General features: G+C 71.7%; 15 protein-coding genes and 1 tRNA gene. 4 read left to right on the top strand and 12 right to left on the bottom strand.

The window, feature by feature from the left end; all coding sequences use genetic code 11:
* Positions 1 to 75 precede the first annotated feature (75 nt).
* Positions 76 to 1,611 carry a diguanylate cyclase gene (locus tag EP26_RS23470; protein WP_052389573.1) on the top strand — a complete coding sequence of 512 codons (1,536 nt, stop codon included), beginning with the start codon at positions 76 to 78 and terminating at the stop codon, positions 1,609 to 1,611.
* Positions 1,612 to 1,719: 108 nt separating this feature from the next.
* Here EP26_RS23470 and shc read toward each other — a convergent pair whose 3' ends face one another.
* From shc to EP26_RS23410, 12 genes are all read right to left on the bottom strand, one after another.
* A complete protein-coding gene (shc, locus tag EP26_RS23465) occupies positions 1,720 to 3,765 on the bottom strand; it encodes a squalene--hopene cyclase (protein ID WP_245624490.1) in 2,046 nt (681 codons plus the stop codon).
* 105 nt (positions 3,766 to 3,870) lie between these two features.
* Positions 3,871 to 5,025: a glycosyltransferase gene (locus tag EP26_RS23460; RefSeq protein ID WP_043342264.1), complete on the bottom strand. Its 1,155-nt coding sequence runs from the start codon at positions 5,023 to 5,025 to the stop codon at positions 3,871 to 3,873.
* Positions 5,022 to 6,017 (bottom strand): hopanoid-associated sugar epimerase, encoded by a 996-nt coding sequence (hpnA, locus tag EP26_RS23455; RefSeq protein ID WP_043342273.1) that lies wholly within the window; start codon positions 6,015 to 6,017, stop codon positions 5,022 to 5,024. Before hpnA ends, EP26_RS23460 begins: the two co-directional genes overlap by 4 nt.
* A 13-nt stretch (positions 6,018 to 6,030) precedes the next feature.
* A tRNA-Thr gene (locus tag EP26_RS23450) sits at positions 6,031 to 6,105 on the bottom strand.
* A 34-nt stretch (positions 6,106 to 6,139) separates the two neighbouring features.
* Complete coding sequence (locus tag EP26_RS23445) at positions 6,140 to 6,472, bottom strand: FKBP-type peptidyl-prolyl cis-trans isomerase (protein ID WP_043342263.1); 333 nt, start codon at positions 6,470 to 6,472, stop codon at positions 6,140 to 6,142.
* Positions 6,473 to 6,520: 48 nt separating this feature from the next.
* Positions 6,521 to 7,489 (bottom strand): Bug family tripartite tricarboxylate transporter substrate binding protein, encoded by a 969-nt coding sequence (locus EP26_RS23440; protein ID WP_043342262.1) that lies wholly within the window; start codon positions 7,487 to 7,489, stop codon positions 6,521 to 6,523.
* A 5-nt stretch (positions 7,490 to 7,494) separates the two neighbouring features.
* The gene (locus tag EP26_RS23435; protein WP_043342261.1) at positions 7,495 to 8,466 is read right to left on the bottom strand and encodes a Bug family tripartite tricarboxylate transporter substrate binding protein; all 972 of its coding nucleotides are present in this window, start codon (positions 8,464 to 8,466) and stop codon (positions 7,495 to 7,497) included.
* A gap of 65 nt (positions 8,467 to 8,531) precedes the next feature.
* Positions 8,532 to 9,218: a ribose-5-phosphate isomerase RpiA gene (gene rpiA, locus EP26_RS36900; protein ID WP_043342260.1), complete on the bottom strand. Its 687-nt coding sequence runs from the start codon at positions 9,216 to 9,218 to the stop codon at positions 8,532 to 8,534.
* Positions 9,215 to 9,919 carry a 6-phosphogluconolactonase gene (pgl, locus tag EP26_RS36895; RefSeq protein ID WP_043342259.1) on the bottom strand — a complete coding sequence of 235 codons (705 nt, stop codon included), beginning with the start codon at positions 9,917 to 9,919 and terminating at the stop codon, positions 9,215 to 9,217. The genes rpiA and pgl overlap by 4 nt, the downstream gene beginning before the upstream one ends.
* Positions 9,916 to 10,758 (bottom strand): HAD family hydrolase, encoded by an 843-nt coding sequence (locus EP26_RS23420; RefSeq protein WP_052389572.1) that lies wholly within the window; start codon positions 10,756 to 10,758, stop codon positions 9,916 to 9,918. Before EP26_RS23420 ends, pgl begins: the two co-directional genes overlap by 4 nt.
* Positions 10,755 to 12,302, bottom strand: a complete 1,548-nt coding sequence (gene zwf, locus EP26_RS23415; protein WP_245624489.1) for a glucose-6-phosphate dehydrogenase — start codon at positions 12,300 to 12,302, stop codon at positions 10,755 to 10,757. The genes EP26_RS23420 and zwf overlap by 4 nt, the downstream gene beginning before the upstream one ends.
* Positions 12,303 to 12,402: 100 nt before the next feature.
* Entirely contained in the window at positions 12,403 to 14,718 is a 2,316-nt protein-coding gene (locus EP26_RS23410) for a glycoside hydrolase family 15 protein (protein WP_043342257.1), read from the bottom strand.
* Positions 14,719 to 14,858: 140 nt separating this feature from the next.
* Between EP26_RS23410 and EP26_RS37665 the strand changes: the two genes are divergently transcribed.
* Genes EP26_RS37665 through rfbF form a run of 3 tightly spaced genes read left to right on the top strand, consistent with a single transcriptional unit; the run spans position 14,859 to position 17,445 of the window.
* Positions 14,859 to 15,554, top strand: a complete 696-nt coding sequence (locus tag EP26_RS37665) for a dTDP-4-dehydrorhamnose 3,5-epimerase family protein (protein ID WP_052389571.1) — start codon at positions 14,859 to 14,861, stop codon at positions 15,552 to 15,554.
* 59 nt (positions 15,555 to 15,613) lie between these two features.
* Positions 15,614 to 16,678 (top strand): NAD-dependent epimerase/dehydratase family protein, encoded by a 1,065-nt coding sequence (locus EP26_RS23400; RefSeq protein ID WP_043342256.1) that lies wholly within the window; start codon positions 15,614 to 15,616, stop codon positions 16,676 to 16,678.
* Positions 16,675 to 17,445 carry a glucose-1-phosphate cytidylyltransferase gene (rfbF, locus tag EP26_RS23395; RefSeq protein ID WP_043342255.1) on the top strand — a complete coding sequence of 257 codons (771 nt, stop codon included), beginning with the start codon at positions 16,675 to 16,677 and terminating at the stop codon, positions 17,443 to 17,445. Before EP26_RS23400 ends, rfbF begins: the two co-directional genes overlap by 4 nt.
* The last annotated feature ends 1 nt before the right edge of the window (position 17,446 follow it).

Here is a 17,446-nt window from a genome sequence, read left to right as displayed (position 1 = left end):
ATTGACCTCCCTTCGGTGCCAGGGAGGCGGGGCGATGTTTCGTCGTGATGCGCAGCGGGCGGGGCCGGGGCAGCCGTGACGACCGCTGCGGTGCTGCTCGCCATCGCCTGCGCGGCGATGGCCCTGCTGCTGTTGCGGGAGGTTCTGCGCGGCCGCGCCTTCCGGGCGGCGGCGCGCGAGCGGGAGGCGACCTTCGACCTGCTGACGCGGCATTCCGCCGATGTCGTCAGCCGCATCGATGCGCAGGGGCGGCGGGTCTACCTGGCGCCCTCGGCGGAAAGACTCTTCGGCCGGGCGGTGGAGGAGGTGCTCGCCGAACCCATGCTGGAGCAGGCAGTGCCGGAAGACCGGCCGCAGGTCGAGGCGGCCCTGATGCGGCTCCGCGCGGGCGAGCGGCAGGTCCGCGTCACCTACCGCATCCACCACCCGGACGGCCGCCCGGTCTGGATCGAGGCCTCCGGCTTCCCGGTCATCGACGAGGCGGACGGGCAGTATGAAGGCGCCGTCGTCATCGCCCGCGATGTGACCGAACGCAAGTTGGCGGAAGAACAGCTCACCCGGCTGGCCCGAACCGATGCACTCACCGCGCTCGCCAACCGCCGCCACTTCGACGAAACCTTGGCGGGTGAGTGGCGCCGGATGCAGCGGGAGGGTGCACCGCTCTCCCTCATCCTGCTCGACGTGGACCGCTTCAAGCTGTTCAACGACCGCTACGGCCATCCGACAGGGGATGACTGCCTGCGTCGCATCGCCGCCGCCATCGCCCTCCATGCCCGTCGCCCGGCCGATCTCGCCGCGCGGCATGGCGGCGAGGAGTTTGCAGTGCTGCTGCCGAATACGCCGGCCGAGGGCGCTGCCGGTATCGCGGAGCGAATCCGCGGCGCGATCGAGGCTCTGGGCCTGCCGCATGACGCAAATCCACCGACGGGGGTCGTCACCGTCAGCCTGGGCATCGCCTGCGCCAAGCCCGCCGCGGCGGGAAGCATGGCGGAAGCGCTTGTCGCCGCGGCCGACGGGGCGCTCTACGAAGCGAAGCGCATGGGCCGGAACCGGCTCCGCCTCGCCACCTCCATCCCGCCGCCGCCAATGCCGCCGCCCGTCCCAGTGGAGGAAGAGGCGCGGTTGCGCGCCCTGGTCGAGTTCGATCGAGCCGGAGCGATGCAGATGGGGGACGAGGAACTGGAGCGGATTGCCCGTCTCGCCGCCGCCCTGCTCGGCACGCCCATCGCGCTGGTCTCGCTGGTCGGCCGCGACCGGCAGCGCTTCGTCGCCGCCCATGGGCTGGACAGCGCGGGCACGTCGCGGGATGCCTCCTTCTGCGCGCACCTGCTCGCCAGCACGGAGGAGGCGCTGGTCGTGCCGGACGCGGCGCTGGATGCGCGCTTCGCCGGGAACCCGCTGGTGACCGGTGCGCCGGGCATCCGCTTCTATGCCGGCGCGCCGCTGATCTGCCCGCGGACGGGACACCGGCTGGGCGCGCTCTGCTCGATCGACCAAGTGCCGCGCCCGCCCCTGACTCCGGCCCAACAGGCCGTGCTGCGGGACCTCGCCGCGATGGCCATGGCGACGCTGGAGCGGCGGCGGGCGGTGGCGGAGGCGCTCCTGGCCTAGAGCGGTTTCCGTTCGCACTGGCTACGGATCCCGCTTTAGCGTGTTGTTTTTATCGAGCAAGTTACTCCGATCAGGTGATTCCACCTGATCAGAGTTTGCTCCAGAGCCCTACAACCCGTGCATCACCCGGCGGGAATTGCCGCGGCGCAGGTTGCGCAGCCGCGCCAGGGCCCAGAGCGGGAAGAGGCGCGCATAGCCGTGGTACCGCAGGTAGAAGACCCGCGGGAAGCCGGTGCCGGTATAGTCCTCCTCCGGCCAGGCGCCGTCCGGGCCCTGGTTGCGGAGCAGCCAGAGCGCGCCGCGCTCGACCGCCAGGTCATCCACCGCGCCGGCGGCCATTAGCGCCAGCACGGCCCAGGCTGTCTGGCTCGCGCTGCTCGGGCCCATGCGGCGGTCCGGGTCGGCGCGGGTGCCGCCGCGGCGGGGATAGGTCAGCCCGTCCTCGCCCCAGCCGCCATCCGGGTTCTGCACCGATTTGAGCCAGGCGACGGCCTTGCGCATCGCCCGGTGCTCGGGCGGCAGGCCGGCGGCGTTCAGCGCTGTCACCGCCGACCAGGTGCCGTAGACGTAATTGACGCCCCAGCGGCCGTACCAGGCGCCATCCGGCTCCTGCTCGCCCAGCAGGTAGTCGATGGAGCGGCGCATCACCGGGCTGTCCGGCGCATGGCCGAGTTGGGCCAGCATGGCGAGGCAGCGGCCGGAGACATCGGCGGTCGGCGGGTCGAGCAGCGCGCCGTGGTCGGCGAAGGGGATGCTGTTCAGGTACTGATGGGTGTTGTCGGCATCGAAAGCGCCCCAGCCGCCGCCCTTCGACTGCATGCCCACCACCCATTCCGTGGCGCGGGCGATGGCGGCGTCGGTGCGATCTTCCGGCAGAGCACTGGCCTGCTTGCGGGCGCGGTCGAGGGCGAGGACGACGACGGCGGTGTCGTCCACGTCCGGGTAGTGCGGGTTGGCATACTGGAAGGCCCAGCCGCCGGGCGGGACGCCAGGGCGGGCCTCGGCCCAGTCGCCTTCCAGATCCGTCACCTGCCGGTCGAGCAGCCATTCGAGGCCACGCCCGGCGGCCGCCTCAGCCTCCTCGCCGCCGGCTTCCAGCAGGGCGTGGGAGACGAGGGCGGTGTCCCAGATGGGGGAAAGGCAGGGCTGGACATAGGTCTCGTCCCGCTCCGGCCGGTCCATCACCAGCTTCTCGACCGCGGCCCAGGCGGTGACCATGCGCGGGTCATCCTCCGCCACGCCGAGGCAGTGGTACATCCAGATGGCGTTCGCCATGGCAGGGTAGATGGCGCCGAGCCCGTCCTCGCCGTTCAGCCGCTCGGTGACGAAGGCCTCCGCCCGGGCCTCGGCGCGGGCGCGGAGCGTCTCCGGGATCAGGCCATGGGCGCGCTGCAGGACGGCGTCCATCTGGCGGAACAGGGTGCGCCAGGGCTCGGCCGCATGGGCGCCGCCGGGCCAATGCTTCACCAGGGAGGGCGGGGTGCGGAACAGCTCCGTCACCGAGACGCCGAGCGGCTCCAGCGGCTGCGGGCGATGGGCCATCACCACGGTCAGCGGCACCAGCACGGTGCGGGCCCAGTAGCTGATCTTCGACAGATGGAAGGGGAACCAGCGGGGCAGCAGCACGATCTCGGGCGGCATCACCGGCACCGCCGTCCATGGCACCTGGCCGAACAGCGCCAGCGTCGCGCGGGTGAAGACGTTGCTCTGCTCCGCCCCGCCGGCGGCGAGGATGGCGGCCCGCGCCCGCTTCATATGCGGGGCATCGGCCGGGTCGCCGATCAGGCGAAGGGCGAAATAGGCCTTCACCGAGCAGGAGATGTCGATCGGCCCGCCATGGAAGAGCGGCCAGCCGCCATCGCAATTGGCATCCTGCTGCGCCTGCAGGCGGCGGAGGTAGCGGCCGATCCGCGCCTCGCGCGCCGGGTCGCGCCGGCCGAAGAAGCGGCAAAGCATGAGGTATTCGGCGGGGATGGTGGCGTCGGCCTCCAGCTCGAAGACCCAGTGGCCGTCGGCCTGCTGGCGGCCGAGGAGATGCGCCGCGGCGCTGTCGATTGCGGCGTCGAGGGGCCCCGGCACCAGCGGGCCACTCGGTCCGGCCAGCGCCAGGTCCGACCGCAGCGCCGCCGCGGCGAGATCCTGAATCGTGGACAAGGCGAACAATCCTCTCGGGGCCGGACGTGACGCCAGCCGATCAACCACTGCGAATACGGCGTCTTTCCGCGCTTGCGAAGAGGTAGTTGGCAAGGTGGAAACGGATTAATCGGATGCTGTGGTACGATCCGCTCGCGGACCGGCCTCCCCTTTCCACATGCCTCCGCATCCGCGCCACTCGGCGAGCGCCGAGTCCAAGGTGAACAGCATATAGGCGCCGGCGATCCCGGGCAGCGCGAAACCGCGCAGAGGAGACATGCCGAATCGGCGCAGAGTGGGGGCGAAGGCGAGCGCCATCGCCGCCCAGGCGGCGAGGCCGAGCCAGCGCGCGGCGCCCGTGGCGAGGAGCGCCAGCAGCGGCGGGGCGAGGAAAACGAGGGCGAGCGCCGCGATCATCCCGACCAGTGCCAGGAGGTTGTAGCCGAGTTGGGCATAGGCGGTGCGGGCCACCATGCGGCGGATGGCCCCGGCCCCCTCATAAGGGCGGAGGCTTTCGACCCTCTCGGTAAGGCCGGTCCAGATCGGGCCGACGGATTTCATCCGCCGCGCCAGGGCGCAGTCGTCGATGATGGCGCCGCGAATCGGGGCGAGGCCGCCGGCGCGCTGGAAGGCCGCGCGATCGAGCAGGACGCAGCCGCCGGCTGCCGCCGCCGTCCGGGCACGCGGGTCGTTCGACCAGCGGAAGGGGTAGAGCATCTGGAAGAGGAAGATGAAGGCTGGGATCAACCAGCGCTCGGCGGCGCTGGCGCAGCGCAGCCGGGCCATCAGCGAGACCAGGACGAGGCCCCCGGCCTCCGCCCGCTGCACCAGGCGGCGGAGGCTGTCCGGCGCGTGGCGGATATCGGCATCGGTGAAGAGCAGCCGGTCGGGCGGCTCGCGCAGCGCCTCGGCGAGGCCCTGCTCCAGCGCCCAGAGCTTGCCGGTCCAACCGATGGGGCGGGCGCGGCCCAGGATCACCGTGAGGCGCCGGTCGCCGGCGGCGGCGGCGCGAGCTGCCTCGCCGGTGCCGTCGGTGCTGCGGTCGTCGACCACCACCAGGCGGAAGGGGCCGGGATAATCCTGGGCCAGGAGGCCGCGCACCGTCTCGCCGATCGTCTCCGCCTCGTCCCGCGCGGGGATGACGGCGGTGACGGAGGGCCAGCGGGGCGGCGCCGGCAGGGTGGCGGCGTCGCGGTCGTCGTCGCGAGCCAGCCAGAAGAAGCCGCGGCCGAGCAGCAGCACGGCCCAGGCGAGGCAGGAGGCCAGCGCCAGCCAAGTCAACGGTTGAGCATCCCCTGCTCGCGGAACCAGGCGATGGCCTCGGCCACCGCCTCCTGCCAGGGCCGGGCATGGTGGCCGAGCACCTGCTCGGCCTTGGCGCTGCTGAAATACATCGGCCGAGCGGCCATGCGGAGGCCGTCGAGGGTCAGCATCGGCTCGCGCCCCGTCAGCCGGGCAAGGCCCTCGGAGGCGACGGCCGCCGGCCAGAGCGGCGCACGCGGCAGGCGCACCGGGCGGCGGCGGCCGAAGATCGCCGAGATGCGGGTCAGCAATTCGCCAAGCGAGACATCCTGGCCGCCGAGGATGTGGCGCTCGCCGACCGCGCCCCGGGTGAGCGCGGCGACGCAGCCGGCGGCCACGTCGTCGACATGGACGAGGTTGAGGCCGGTGGCGACATAGGCCGGCATCTTGCCGCGTGCGGCCTCGAGGATGACGCGGCCGGTCGGCGTCGGGCGGCGGTCGCGGGGGCCGATGGGGGTCGAGGGGTTGACGATGACGGCGGGGAGGCCGGCCTCGGCGACCAAGCGTTCGACCAGGCGCTCGGCCTCGGTCTTGCTGCGCTTGTAGGGGCCGATGGCCTGGGCCGGCGTCGCGGCATCGGCCTCGGTGGCAGGCTGGCCGTCGCGGCGGGGCTTCAGCGTGGCGACGGAGGAGACGTGGACGACGCGGCGGCAGCCCTCGGCCAGGGCGGCACGCATCACCGCCTCGGTGCCGGCGACGTTGACCGCCCACATCCGCGCCGGGTCTGGGACGAAGATGCGGTAGTCGGCGGCGCAATGGATGGCGGCATCGCAGCCGCGCATGGCCTCGGTGATGGAGGCCGCGTCGGTCAGGTCGCCGGGGACGAACTCCACCGGCAGGCCGTCGAGCACTGCGCGCGGCGTCTCCGGGCGGACCAGGGCGCGGACGCGGTGGCCGGCGCCGTGCAGGGCGAGGGCGATGGCCGAGCCGAGGAAGCCCGTCGCCCCGGTCAGCATCACGGTATCGGTCATGGCCGGCGGCGGCTGGTGCCGGGTGAGGGATTTGAACCCCCGACCTTCTGATTACAAATCAGCTGCACTACCCCTGTGCTAACCCGGCGATCGCCGTTGCATACCAGACGCCGCCGCGATGGTCAGCCCACCCCGAGCAGTTCGACGTCGAAGACGAGCGTCGCGTTCGGCGGGATGACGCCACCGGCGCCGCGGGCGCCGTAGCCGAGCTCGGGCGGGATGGTCAGCGTGCGCTGGCCGCCGACCTTCATGCCTTCGACGCCCTGGTCCCAGCCGGCGATGACGTGGCCGGCGCCGAGCTCGAAGCTGAAGGGCTCGCCCCGGTCGCGGGAGCTGTCGAATTTGCGGCCCTTGTTGTCGGGCGCGGAGGGGTCGAAGAGCCAGCCGGTGTAGTGCACCTCGACGGTGTGGCCGGCCGTGGCGGTGGCGCCGGTGCCGAGCTTCTGGTCGGTCATGCAATGGTCCTTGCTTGTCGGGGGCGGATCATGCACCGCTCGCCCCGGCTAATCCACCCTGGCCCCCGAGGCGCGGATGAGGGGAGCCAGGCGCTCCTTCTGGGCGGTGCGGTAGGTGGCGATCTCCTCGATGCCGGTCCACCAGGGGCTGGCGCCGAGTTCCTGGTAGGCGCGGATCAGGCCGGGGGTTTCCAGCGCCTGCTTCGTCAGCGCGGACATCCGCTGCACCACGGCGGGCGGCAGCCCGGCCGGGCCGCAGACGCAGGTCCAGGAGACGACGTCGAAGCCCGGAAGGTACTCACTGATCGCCGGGATCTCCGGCGCGACCGCGCTGCGGCTCGCAGAGGTGACGGCGAGCGGCCGCACCTGGCCCTGGCGCGAAAGGGAGAGCGTGCCGGGGATGTTGTCGAACATCATCGAGATGCGCCCGGCGACGAGGTCGAGCTGCGCCGGTGCGCTGCCACGATAAGGAACATGGACCATCTCGACGCCGGCAAGCTGCTTGAACATCTCCCCGGCCAGATGGAGCGTCGTGCCGGAGCCGGCCGAGCCGAAGCTGTATTCGCCCGGCGCCGACTTCAGCAGGGCGATCAGCTCCGGCACGCTGCGCGCGGCGACGCCGAGATGCACGGCGAGCAGGTTCGGCAGCTGCCAAAGGCCGGCGACGAGGGTGAAGTCCCGCTCCGGGTCGAAGGGCAGGCTGCGGTAGAGGGTCGGCGCAATGGCATGGGAGGCGACGCCACCGAGGCCGATCGTGTAGCCATCGGGCGCCGACTTGGCGATCGCGTCGGCGCCGACATTGCCGCCGGAGCCGCTGCGGTTCTCGACGACGAATTGCTGGCCGGTCAGCTCCGTCATCCGCGCGCAGTAGAGGCGGGAGAGGGTGTCGGTCGGCCCGCCCGGTGGGTAGGGGTTGATGTAGCGCACGGGGCGGTTCGGCCAGTCGCCGGACTGGGCCAGGGCGGGCATGGCGAGGGCGGGGAGCAGGCCGAGGGCGGCGCGGCGGGACAGGGTCATGGCGTTCAATCCACCTGGGCGCCGGCGGCGCGGATGACGGGGGCGAAGGCGGCCTCGTTGGCGGCGCGGAAGGCGGCCAGCTCCTCGGGCCCGGCGATCCAGGGCGTCGCGCCGTTCTCCTCGAAGCGGGCGGCGAGGTCGCGGCTCTCCAGCGCCTGGCGGGTCAGCGCGGCCATGCGCAGCACCATCGGCGCCGGCAGCCCGGCGGGGGCGATGGCGGAGCCCCAGGAGGTGATCTCGAAGCCGGGGAGGAATTCCGCCATGGCGGGGATGTCGGGCGCCTGCGGGCTGCGCTTGGCGCCAGTGACGGCGAGCGCCCTCACCTTCCCCTCCTTCGCCTCCTGCAAGGCCTGGGGGATGTTGTCGAAGATCATGTGGACGCGCCCGGCGATCAGGTCGATATGCGCCGGCGCGCCGCCGCGATAGGGGACGTGGATCATCTCGAGCCCGGCCTGGGCGGCGAACATCGCGCCCGAGAGATGGACCGTCGTGCCGGAGCCGGAGGAGGCGTAGCTGTATTTACCCGGGCTGGCCTTCACCAGGGCGATCAGCTCCGGCACCGTGCGCGCCGGCACCTCCGGATTGACGACGAGCAGGTTCGGCAACTGCCAGAGGCCGCCGATATAGGTGAAGTCCTTCGTCGGATCGAAGGGCAGCTTCCGGTAGAGGGTCGGGCCGATCGCCAGCGGCGCGACGCTGCCGAGGCCGATGGTGCGGCCATCCGGCGTGCTGCGGGCGATGGCCTCGGTGCCGATATTGCCGGCTGAGCCGCTGCGGTTCTCGACGATGAACTGCTCGCCGGTGATCTCCGACATCTTCTGGCACCAGAGGCGAGAGAGGATGTCTGTCCCTCCCCCCGGCGGGAAGATGCCGATGAAGCGGATCGGCCCCGGCGGCCATTGCTGTTGCCCGAGGGCGGGCGCGGCGAGCGCCGCCGCCGCCAGCCCCAGTCCCGCACGCCGCGTGATCCGCGCCATACCTGGTCCTCCCTGCCTTTTCGTTGCAGGGAGTGTAGGGGCAGCGCGGCGCCGGCCGCCAGCCTTCAGCTGTCGAGGGTCAGTACCCGGCCCTCCGCGGTGCCGACCAGGACCTTTGGCGCGAGTCCGAGGAAGAGGCCGGTCTCCACCACGCCGGGGATGGCGTGCAGCGCGCGGTCGAGGGCGGCGGCGTCGGCGATGGGGCCGGTCGCGCAATCGGCGATCAGGTGGCCGCCATCGCTGCGGAAGGGCCTGCCGTCCTTCTCCTGGCGCAGCGCCGGGTTCAGGCCGAGCGCCGCGAGCCGGGCGAGGGTCGCGCGCCGGCCGAAATCGACCAGCTCCACCGGCAGGACGCCGCGGCCGAGGCGCGGCACCAGCTTCCCCTCGTCCACGACGATCACCAGGCGGCGGCTGGCCGTCGCCACCATCTTCTCGCGCAGCAGGGCGCCGCCGCGGCCCTTCAGCAGGGCGAAGCTGCCCTGCTCCACCTCATCCGCCCCGTCGATGGCGAGGTCGAGCGGATGCTCGTCCAGCTCCGCCAGCGGCAGGCCGAGGCGGCGGGCAAGCGCGGCGGTGCCCTCCGAGGTCGGGACGCCGCCCTTGATGCGGAGCCCCTGCCCCAGGCGCGCGGCCAGGGCCTCGACCACCAGCGCGGCGGTGGAGCCGGAGCCGAGGCCGATCAGCATGCCGGGCTCGACCAGCGCCGCGGCGGCCTCGGCGGCCTGGCGCTTCTGCCGGTCCTGGTCGCTCACGCGCCGGCCGCGTCCTGGTCGGCGAAGATGGTGACGGGGCCGGCAGGGCCGAGTCCGGCCGCGGGGAGTGCCTTGTCGCCGGCGCGAAGGCGGGAGAGGATCTCGCGCTTCTCCGCGCCGGCGACGAGGAAGACGGAGGCGCGGCTGCTGTTCAGCGCCGGGTAGGTCAGGGTGATCCGCGGCTCCGGCTTGGCGCCGATCACGGCGAGCACCCAGGCCCCGCGCTCCAACAGGGCCGGGTTGCCGGGGAAGAGCGAGGCGGTATGCCCATCCGGCCCGAGGCCGAGGAGCTGGATGTCGAAGAGCGGCTGACCCGGCCGCGTCTCGGCGAAGCGGCGCAGCTCCGCCTCGTAGCGTGCGGCGGCGGATTCGGGGGTGCCGTCGGTGGGGATGGGGTGGATGTTGCCAGGCGGGATCGGCACCTGGCCGAGCATCGCCTTGCGCACCATGCCCTGGTTGCTGTCCGGATGGTCGGGCGGGACGAAGCGCTCGTCGCCCCAGAAGAGGTGGATGCGAGCCCAGGGCACCCGGTCGCGCCATTCCGGCGCGGCCAGCCGCTCGTAGAGCCGCTTCGGGGTGGAGCCGCCGGAGAGGCCGATGGAGACGGGGCTCTCCCGCGCCATCACATGCTCGGCCACCCAGGCGGCGGCCTGCTCGGCCAGCGCCTCGGCATCCGCCGCCACCTCCATGCGATGCATCATGCCGGACTCCTCTCGCCTCCCGTCCGGGGACGAATCCGGGGGAGGATGATGTCGCGCACCGCGGCGGCGAAGCCGTCGGCCTCGTTGGAGAGCGTGACCGCCGCGGCACGGGCCTGCACCGCGGGCGGGGCATTGCCCATGGCGATGGCCAGGCCCGCAACGCCGAACATGGGCAGGTCGTTTGCCATGTCGCCGATACAGGCGGTCTCCGCCGGGGTGACGCCGCAGAGCTGGGCCAGCGCGAGCAGCGCGTGGCCTTTGTCGGCCTCCGGGTGGGTCACGTCGAGGTAGTAAACCTGGGAGCGGTGGATGCTGGCCTGCGACCCGAGCTGGGCCTGGAGGCTCGCCTCGCATTCGGCGAGCTGCGGCGCATCGGCCGAGGCGCCGACCAGCTTGCCGGCGCGGGCGATCCAGGGCTCGAAGCTGTCCACCTGGCGTGGGGCGAAGCCGATGGTGCGGTGCTCGAGGGGGACGTAGTGGCCATCCGGGTTCTGCAGCAGCCATTCGCCATCGGCGAAGATCCAGGCGTCGATGCCGCGGGCGGCGAAGGCTGCGAGCGCGGCGCGGGCCGCGGCCTCCGGCACCGGGCGCTCGGCGAGGCTGCGGCCCTCGCGGTCAAGGATGACGCCGCCGTTGAAGCCGGCGACGGGCGTCTCCAGGCCGAGCCGGGCGGCGAGCGGGGCGATGCCGCGCGGCGGGCGGCTGCTGACGAGCGCCAGCATCACGCCCGCCTCGCGCAGCAGCGCCGCGGCCTCGATGGCCGCCGGGGTGAGGCGCTTGTCGGTCGTCACCAGCGTGCCATCCACGTCGGAGACGAGCAGGCGGATGGGTGCCGTCATGCGAGCTTCAGCCAGTGCCGGCCGTCGCGGGCGAGCAGCGCATCGGCGGCGTCCGGCCCCTCGCTGCCGGCGGCATAGGGCTCGACCTTAAGCGAGGCGTCGAGGATGGGCTGCACGGCGGACCAGCCGGCCTCGACATTGTCGGCGCGCTGGAAGAGCGTCGCGTCGCCGATCAGCACGTCATAGAGCAGCGTCTCGTAGCCGGTGCTCGGCCCGGCCTTGAACCAGTCGGCATAGCGGAAATCCATCTGCACGCCGGAGAGCTTGAGCGTCGGCCCCGGCTCCTTGGCGCTGAGATGGAGCGAGATGCCCTCGCTCGGCTGGATGTGGATCACCATGAAATTGGGCGTCAGCCGCTCCACCGGCGTGTCGCGGAACATGGCGAAGGGCGCCTGCTTGAACTGGATGGCGATCTCGGTGCGGCGCAGCGTCACCCGCTTGCCGGTGCGGATGTAGAAGGGCACGCCGGCCCAGCGCCAATTGTCGATCGCCAGCTTCATCGCGATGTAGGTCTCGGTGGCGCTGTTGGGCGCGACATTCGGCTCGTCGCGGTAGCCGACCACCGGCCGGCCCTTCAGCGTGCCGGCCGTGTACTGGCCGCGCACCACGTCGCGGGCGAGCTCCGTGCGCCCGAGCGGGCGGATGGCCTGCACCACCTTGGCCTTCTCGGCGCGCACCGCATCGGCGTCGAAGCTGTTGGGCGGCTCCATCGCCGTCATCGCCAGCAGCTGCATCATGTGGTTCGGCACCATGTCGCGCAGCGCGCCGGTCGCCTCGTAGAAGCGGCCGCGCCCCTCGACGCCGACCGTCTCGGCGGCGGTGATCTGCACGTGGTCGATGTGGTCGCGGTGCCAGAGCGGCTCGAAGATGCCGTTGGCGAAGCGCAGCGCCAGGATGTTCTGTACCGTCTCCTTGCCGAGGAAGTGGTCGATGCGGAAAACCTGGCTCTCCTCCACCAGGCCGAGGATCTTCGCGTTCAGCGCCTGGGCGGAGGCGAGGTCGGTGCCGAAGGGCTTCTCGACGACGACGCGGCGGAAGTCGCAGCCCTCCTGCCGCATCAGCCCGGCGGCTGCCAGGCGCTCGACGATGGTGCCGAAGAAGCGCGGCGCGGTGGCGAGGTAGAAAACGCAATTGCCATGCCCGGAGCGCTTGCGGATCTCCTCCAGCCGGGCGGCGAGGCGCTCGTAGGTCGCAGCCTCCTCGAACTCGCCGGTGAGGTAGGAGAGACGCTCGCGCACCCAGCCCCAGACGCGCCCGTCGATGCCGTTCGCGGAGAATTCGCCACCCTTGTCGGCAACGAAGGACTGCATCGCCTCGGTCAGCTGCTCGCGATAGCCCTCGTCGCTGCGCTCGTTGTGGTCGAGGCCGATGACGTGGAAGCCATCCGCCAGCAGCCCGGCGCCGGTGAGGTTGTAGAGCGAGGGCATCAGCAGCCGCTTGGTGAGGTCGCCATTCGCCCCGAAGATCACCAGGGTGGAGGCCGGGGCCGGCGCGGCGCGGGCGAGCACGGCCGGGTCGGGGCAGAGGCGGGGGTCCATGTCCATGCGTCGAGAGCCCTTTGTCACGCCCGCCAGATGGGGAAGCGGCAGCGGATTGGGAACCGGCCGGGGGGGCGCGGCAAGGATGCGTCGAGGGGCGTAACGGTCAGCCCTCGCCCTCGCCGATGCGGATGCCGCAGGCCGCTTCGTCGCCGATGGCGAAGGTGAAACGCTCGCCCGGCGCCAGCGTCTCGGTCGGCAGGTCGGCGTGATGAAGGCCGAGCGCGCCCGGGGTGGTACGCGCCTCGCCGCCCTGCCAGCGGATCACGGCAGGTTCTTCCAGAAGCAGGCGGAGGCCCTGGCCGGCACGGATCCAGCCGACCGGCATCCGCCGGGTCCAATGCGCCCGCTTCGCCCGCGGCCGTTCCCCGCCATAGCGAAGCCAGACCGGCTCCGGCCGGTCGATCGGGCGGCCGAGGCGGAGGCTGGCCACCAGCTTCATGAACTCGGCATGGGCCCAGACCAGCGGCATGGCGGAGCCGGAGGGGCGGCCGGGGAAGAGGAAATGCTCCGGGATCGCCGCCGCTTCCCAGACCTGCTCGGGCAACAGGCCGAGGCGGCTGCCCATCCGTGTCATCGCCCGCAGCAGGTCGCGCGCCTCCGCCTCTCGCCCCGCTGCCAGCTCGTACTGGCCGCGCTCGCCGGTCAGCAGCGGCCAGGGGCGGCCGCGGCCGGTGCCGTTGAAGGGGCGGCCGTCCTCATGCTCGCCGTAGCCGTCGCCGTTGTAGCGGTACCAACTGGGGCCGGAGGGGGTCTCGACGCGGAGCAGCGCGTCGATCAGGCGGATGGTGCCGAGGATGGCCGGATCGTCGGCGCGGCGGAGGCCGAAGCGGACGAGCTGCAGCGGGTCGGTGCTGATGAGCGTATCGGCCGGGACCAGGCACTCGCCGTCATGGTTGCGCACGGGGACGCGGTCGCGGATGCCCTCGCGGTCGGCGAAGACGGCAGGCGAGGCGGCGCGGACGTAATAGGCGGGGATGCCGTGCGCCGCGACGAGCGCGGGGTCGGCGCCGAGGCACCAGTCCTCGATGCGGCTGTTCCAATCGTCGGCGAGCAGCAGCAGGTCGCGCCGTTCGCCGGAACCGAGCAGTTCCGCGCCACAGACCAGGGCGGCGATAGCGGCGGCCAGGGTGAAGGTGTTGATGCCGGGCGTTTCCTCCCAGCGGTCCTGGTCGGTCGCCGGGCCGTGCAGGAGGATGAAGCGCAGCGCCTTCGCCACCATGTCGCCGGCCTGGATGCCGCCGAGCGCATCCGCCTCCGCGAGGGCCGAGGCAAGCAGGACGGGGAAGGCCGCCTCGTCGAGCTGGATGCCCGTCCAGTGCGCCTTGCCGCCCAGCCACTGGTTCTGCGCCCAGCGTCCGTCGCCAAGCTGGGTGGCGATCAGGTAACGGAGGATGTTCCGCGCCTCCTCCCAGCCGCCGAGGGCGAGCAGCGCGCCGGCGCTCTCCACAAGGTCGCGCGGCCAGACCAGGTGGTAGCCGCCGGCATCGTCGGTGCTGCTGCCCCAGGGAATGCTGAGGCTCGCCACCATGGCGCCGAGGAAGGTTTTATCCTGGTGCACCCGCAGCACCATCGCCGAGACATGCGCGGCCTCGCGGAACTCGTCGTCGCAGGCGCCGGGGTTGACATTCGCCGCCTGCCAGGCCTCCCAGGCCTCGACATGGCGGCGCCAGACGGCGTCGAAGGGTTGCAGCAGGGCGGAGAGGGCGAGGGTCGCCGCCGATTCCCGCTCGCTGGCGAAGCCGAGGGCGAGCACGGCCGAGGGGCCGCGGAGTTCGCCGAGCAGGGCGACGTTGCCGGGGCCGGCCTCCTCGTACTCCCAGCGCATGGCGCCGTTGGTGGCGAAATCCTGCCAACCGTCGCTGGTGCCGACGAAGCCGGCGCTGGCGCGCGACCAGCCTTCGCGCTGCGTGGCCGGCTCCGCGGCGGCGAGGGCGAGGGCATGGCTGCCCTGCTCGGCGCAGAGCAGAAGACGCTCGCGGTCGCGGTGGAGCGCGGCGCTGTTCCCCTCCCCCGTGCCACCGCAATGCGGGGCGAGCAGGACATAAAGGCGGAGATCGGCATCGCCGGTCAGCACCGCCTCGATCAGCAGCACGTCGCGGTCGCTCTCCGGGGCGATGCGCAGCGTCAGCTCGAAGCGGGGATGCCGGTGGACGACCTGCACCGCCGGGATGCCGGGACCGGCGGTGGCGAGGCTGTAGTCGGCATTCCGCTTCACCTCGGTCCAGAAGCCCTTGTCGTCGGCGACGATGAAGCCGAGGTCGCGGATCTGCGGCAGGTCGACGCGCGGGTGGTAGACCTCATTCACGATGCCGTAGCCGAGAGTGAACCAGAGGCGCGAGGCACCGATGGCGGTGCCGACGATGTCCTTCGCGCTGCTGGTCCAGCTCGGGCGGATGCCGGGGGCGCCGGGTGCGGTCATGGGTGCGGCTCGGTCATGGTGGCGCAAGGCTTACCACCCGTACAGGGCGGCAGGCGAGAGCGCCTGCCCGGAGCGTGAATGGCCCCCGCCCGCTTTCGCCTCCAGAACCGCGCGTCGCGTGACAGCAGGGGACGGGCAGCATGACCTTCCACCCCACCGCCCTCACCGGCGCCTTCGCCCGCACCATGTGCCGCGAGGAATTCGCGGCGCATGGGCTGATCGCGGATTTCGCGCAGCAGAGCCTCTCCGTCACCGTGCAGGCCGGCACCTTGCGCGGGATGCACTTCCAGCGCGAGCCGACAGCGGAGGCGAAGCTGATCCGCTGCATCCGCGGCGCGGTGCATGACGTGATTGTCGACCTCCGTGCCGGCTCGCCGAGCTTCATGCGGCACGAGGCCTTCGAGCTGAGCGCCGCGAACGGGCAGCAGCTCTATGTCCCGCCCGGCTTCGTGCATGGCTTCCAGACGCTGGCCGACGATGTGGAGATGACCTACCTCATCTCTGCGCCCTCAGGCCCTCGGCGGAAGGCGGGCTGCGCCACGACGATCCGCGGCTCGGCATCGCCACGCCGGCGTGACACGCATGGCGCTGCGACGGGCACGGACGACATCCAGGCCATGATTCCACGCCGGGAGACGCATTCCAGCGCCGCCAGGCGACACGACTTCAGCCGAACGGTGCGCATTCGTTTCGGGATGGCTGGGGCGGGAAGCGGCGTCTCCTGCATTGGATGCTTTTGCAAGCGCACAAGCGCGGCATTGGCCTGGGCTTGCAGGCAAAACATTATGAAGTGTGCGGTGCATGTCTGGCGTCTTTGTTACATGAGTGGCGCGTAACTCTCTGATTATCTGCTGCCGCCGGCCACTGGCCGCCCGTCACTGATGCGAGCGAGAGCATGAAGGTCCTGATCACCGGCAACATGGGCTATGTCGGCCCGGTGGTGGTTCGCCACCTGCGCCGGCGCTTCCCCGATGCGGAGCTGATCGGCTTCGACAACGCCTATTTCGCCCACTGCCTCACCGGCGCCGCGATGCTGCCGGAGGCGCTGCTCGATCGCCAGGTCTTCGGCGACGTGCGCAACATCGACACCAGCCTGCTGCGTGGCGTCGATGCCGTGGTGCATATGGCGGCGATCTCCAACGACCCGATGGGCGACCGCTTCGCCCGCGTCACCGCCGACATCAACCAGGAGGCCTCGGTCCGCATCGCGCAGCAGGCGCAGGCGGCGGGCGTGCGCAACTTCGTCTTCCTCTCCAGCTGCAGCGTCTATGGCGTCGCCGCCGGCCCGCCGCGGCGCGAGGAGGATGAGCTCAATCCCGTCACCGCCTATGCCGCCTCGAAGATCGGCACGGAACGCGCCCTCGCCGGCCTCAACGGCGACATGACCGTCACCTGCCTGCGCTTCGCCACCGCCTGCGGCATGTCGGACCGGCTGCGGCTCGACCTGGTGCTGAACGACTTCGTCGCCGGCGCGCTGAGCGGCGGCAAGATCACGGTGCTCAGCGACGGCACGCCCTGGCGGCCGCTGATCGACGTCGCCGACATGGCGCGGGCCATCGAATGGGCGGCGACGCGGCCGGCGGAGCGCGGCGGGCGCTTCCTCACCGTCAATGCCGGCTCGGACGAGCGCAACCACCAGGTCCGTGACCTCGCCCAGGCCGTCGCTGCGGCGCTGCCGGGCACGGAGGTCTCGATCAACACCGCAGCGCCGGTCGACAGCCGGTCCTACCGCGTCGATTTCAGCCGCTTCGCCGAGCTCGCGCCGGAGCACCAGCCGCAGGTGACGCTGGAGGGCTCCATCCGCCGGCTGGTGGAGGGCATGCGGGCGATGCGCTTCGCCGATGCGGAGTTCCGCCACTCCCCCTTCATCCGCCTGCAGGTGCTGCAGCAGCACCGCGAGGCGGGCCGCCTCACCGATGATCTCGTATGGCGCCAGGGCGCCGAGGAAACCGTGCCATGAAGGTCGTGTTGCTGGCCGGTGGGTTGGGTACCCGCCTCGGCGAGGAAACCTCCATCCGCCCGAAGCCCATGGTCGAGATCGGCGGGCGGCCGATCATGTGGCACATCATGAAGATCTACGCCCATTACGGCTTCCGGGACTTCGTCGTTCTCGGCGGCTACAAGGTGCGCTACATCCGCGACTACTTCCTCCGCTACCGCGACGAGAACTGCGACTTCTCCATCGAGCTCGGCAGCGGCAAGGTGCAATGGCTGGAGGCGGTGAACGAGAACTGGCGCGTCACCGTGCTCGATACCGGCGCCGAGACGATGACCGGCGGCCGCATCCTGCGCGCGCGGCAGCATATCGGCGCCGAGCGCTTCTGCCTGACCTATGGCGACGGCGTCAGCGACGTGAACATCCGCCGCGTCATCGCGGCCCATGAGGCGACGGGGGCCTGGTGCACCCTCACCGCCGTCTCCCAGCCCGGCCGCTACGGCGCGTTGCGGCTCTCGGAAGACGGGCACGTGACCGGCTTCCGCGAGAAGGATGCACGGGACGGCGGCCTCATCAATGGCGGCTTCTTCGTCTGCGAGCCGCAGATGCTCGATCTGATCGAGGGCGACAGCACCGTCTTCGAGGAGGGGCCGATGCGGCGTCTGACCGAGCTCGGCAAGCTCGGCAGCTACCAGCATGACGGCTACTGGCAGAGCATGGATTCACTCCGCGACAAGCAACTGCTGGAAGCGCGCTGGGCAACCGATGCACCATGGAAAGTGTGGGATTAGG

The sequence above is a fragment of the Belnapia moabensis DSM 16746 genome, assembly GCF_000745835.1.
Classification (GTDB): domain Bacteria; phylum Pseudomonadota; class Alphaproteobacteria; order Acetobacterales; family Acetobacteraceae; genus Belnapia; species Belnapia moabensis.
This window is presented reverse-complemented; position numbering and strand designations above follow the sequence as displayed.

Excerpts from the sequence above, each read along its gene's own strand:
- EP26_RS23440 (WP_043342262.1), bottom strand. The coding sequence starts at position 7,489 with ATGACCCTGTCCCGCCGCGCCGCCCTCGGCCTGCTCCCCGCCCTCGCC.
- zwf (WP_245624489.1), bottom strand. The coding sequence starts at position 12,302 with ATGGACATGGACCCCCGCCTCTGCCCCGACCCGGCCGTGCTCGCCCGC.
- hpnA (WP_043342273.1), bottom strand. The coding sequence starts at position 6,017 with ATGACCGATACCGTGATGCTGACCGGGGCGACGGGCTTCCTCGGCTCG.
- EP26_RS23400 (WP_043342256.1), top strand. The coding sequence starts at position 15,614 with ATGAAGGTCCTGATCACCGGCAACATGGGCTATGTCGGCCCGGTGGTG.
- rfbF (WP_043342255.1), top strand. The coding sequence starts at position 16,675 with ATGAAGGTCGTGTTGCTGGCCGGTGGGTTGGGTACCCGCCTCGGCGAG.
- EP26_RS23435 (WP_043342261.1), bottom strand. The coding sequence starts at position 8,466 with ATGGCGCGGATCACGCGGCGTGCGGGACTGGGGCTGGCGGCGGCGGCG.
- EP26_RS23445 (WP_043342263.1), bottom strand. The coding sequence starts at position 6,472 with ATGACCGACCAGAAGCTCGGCACCGGCGCCACCGCCACGGCCGGCCAC.
- EP26_RS37665 (WP_052389571.1), top strand. The coding sequence starts at position 14,859 with ATGACCTTCCACCCCACCGCCCTCACCGGCGCCTTCGCCCGCACCATG.
- pgl (WP_043342259.1), bottom strand. The coding sequence starts at position 9,919 with ATGATGCATCGCATGGAGGTGGCGGCGGATGCCGAGGCGCTGGCCGAG.
- EP26_RS23420 (WP_052389572.1), bottom strand. The coding sequence starts at position 10,758 with ATGACGGCACCCATCCGCCTGCTCGTCTCCGACGTGGATGGCACGCTG.
- EP26_RS23410 (WP_043342257.1), bottom strand. The coding sequence starts at position 14,718 with ATGACCGCACCCGGCGCCCCCGGCATCCGCCCGAGCTGGACCAGCAGC.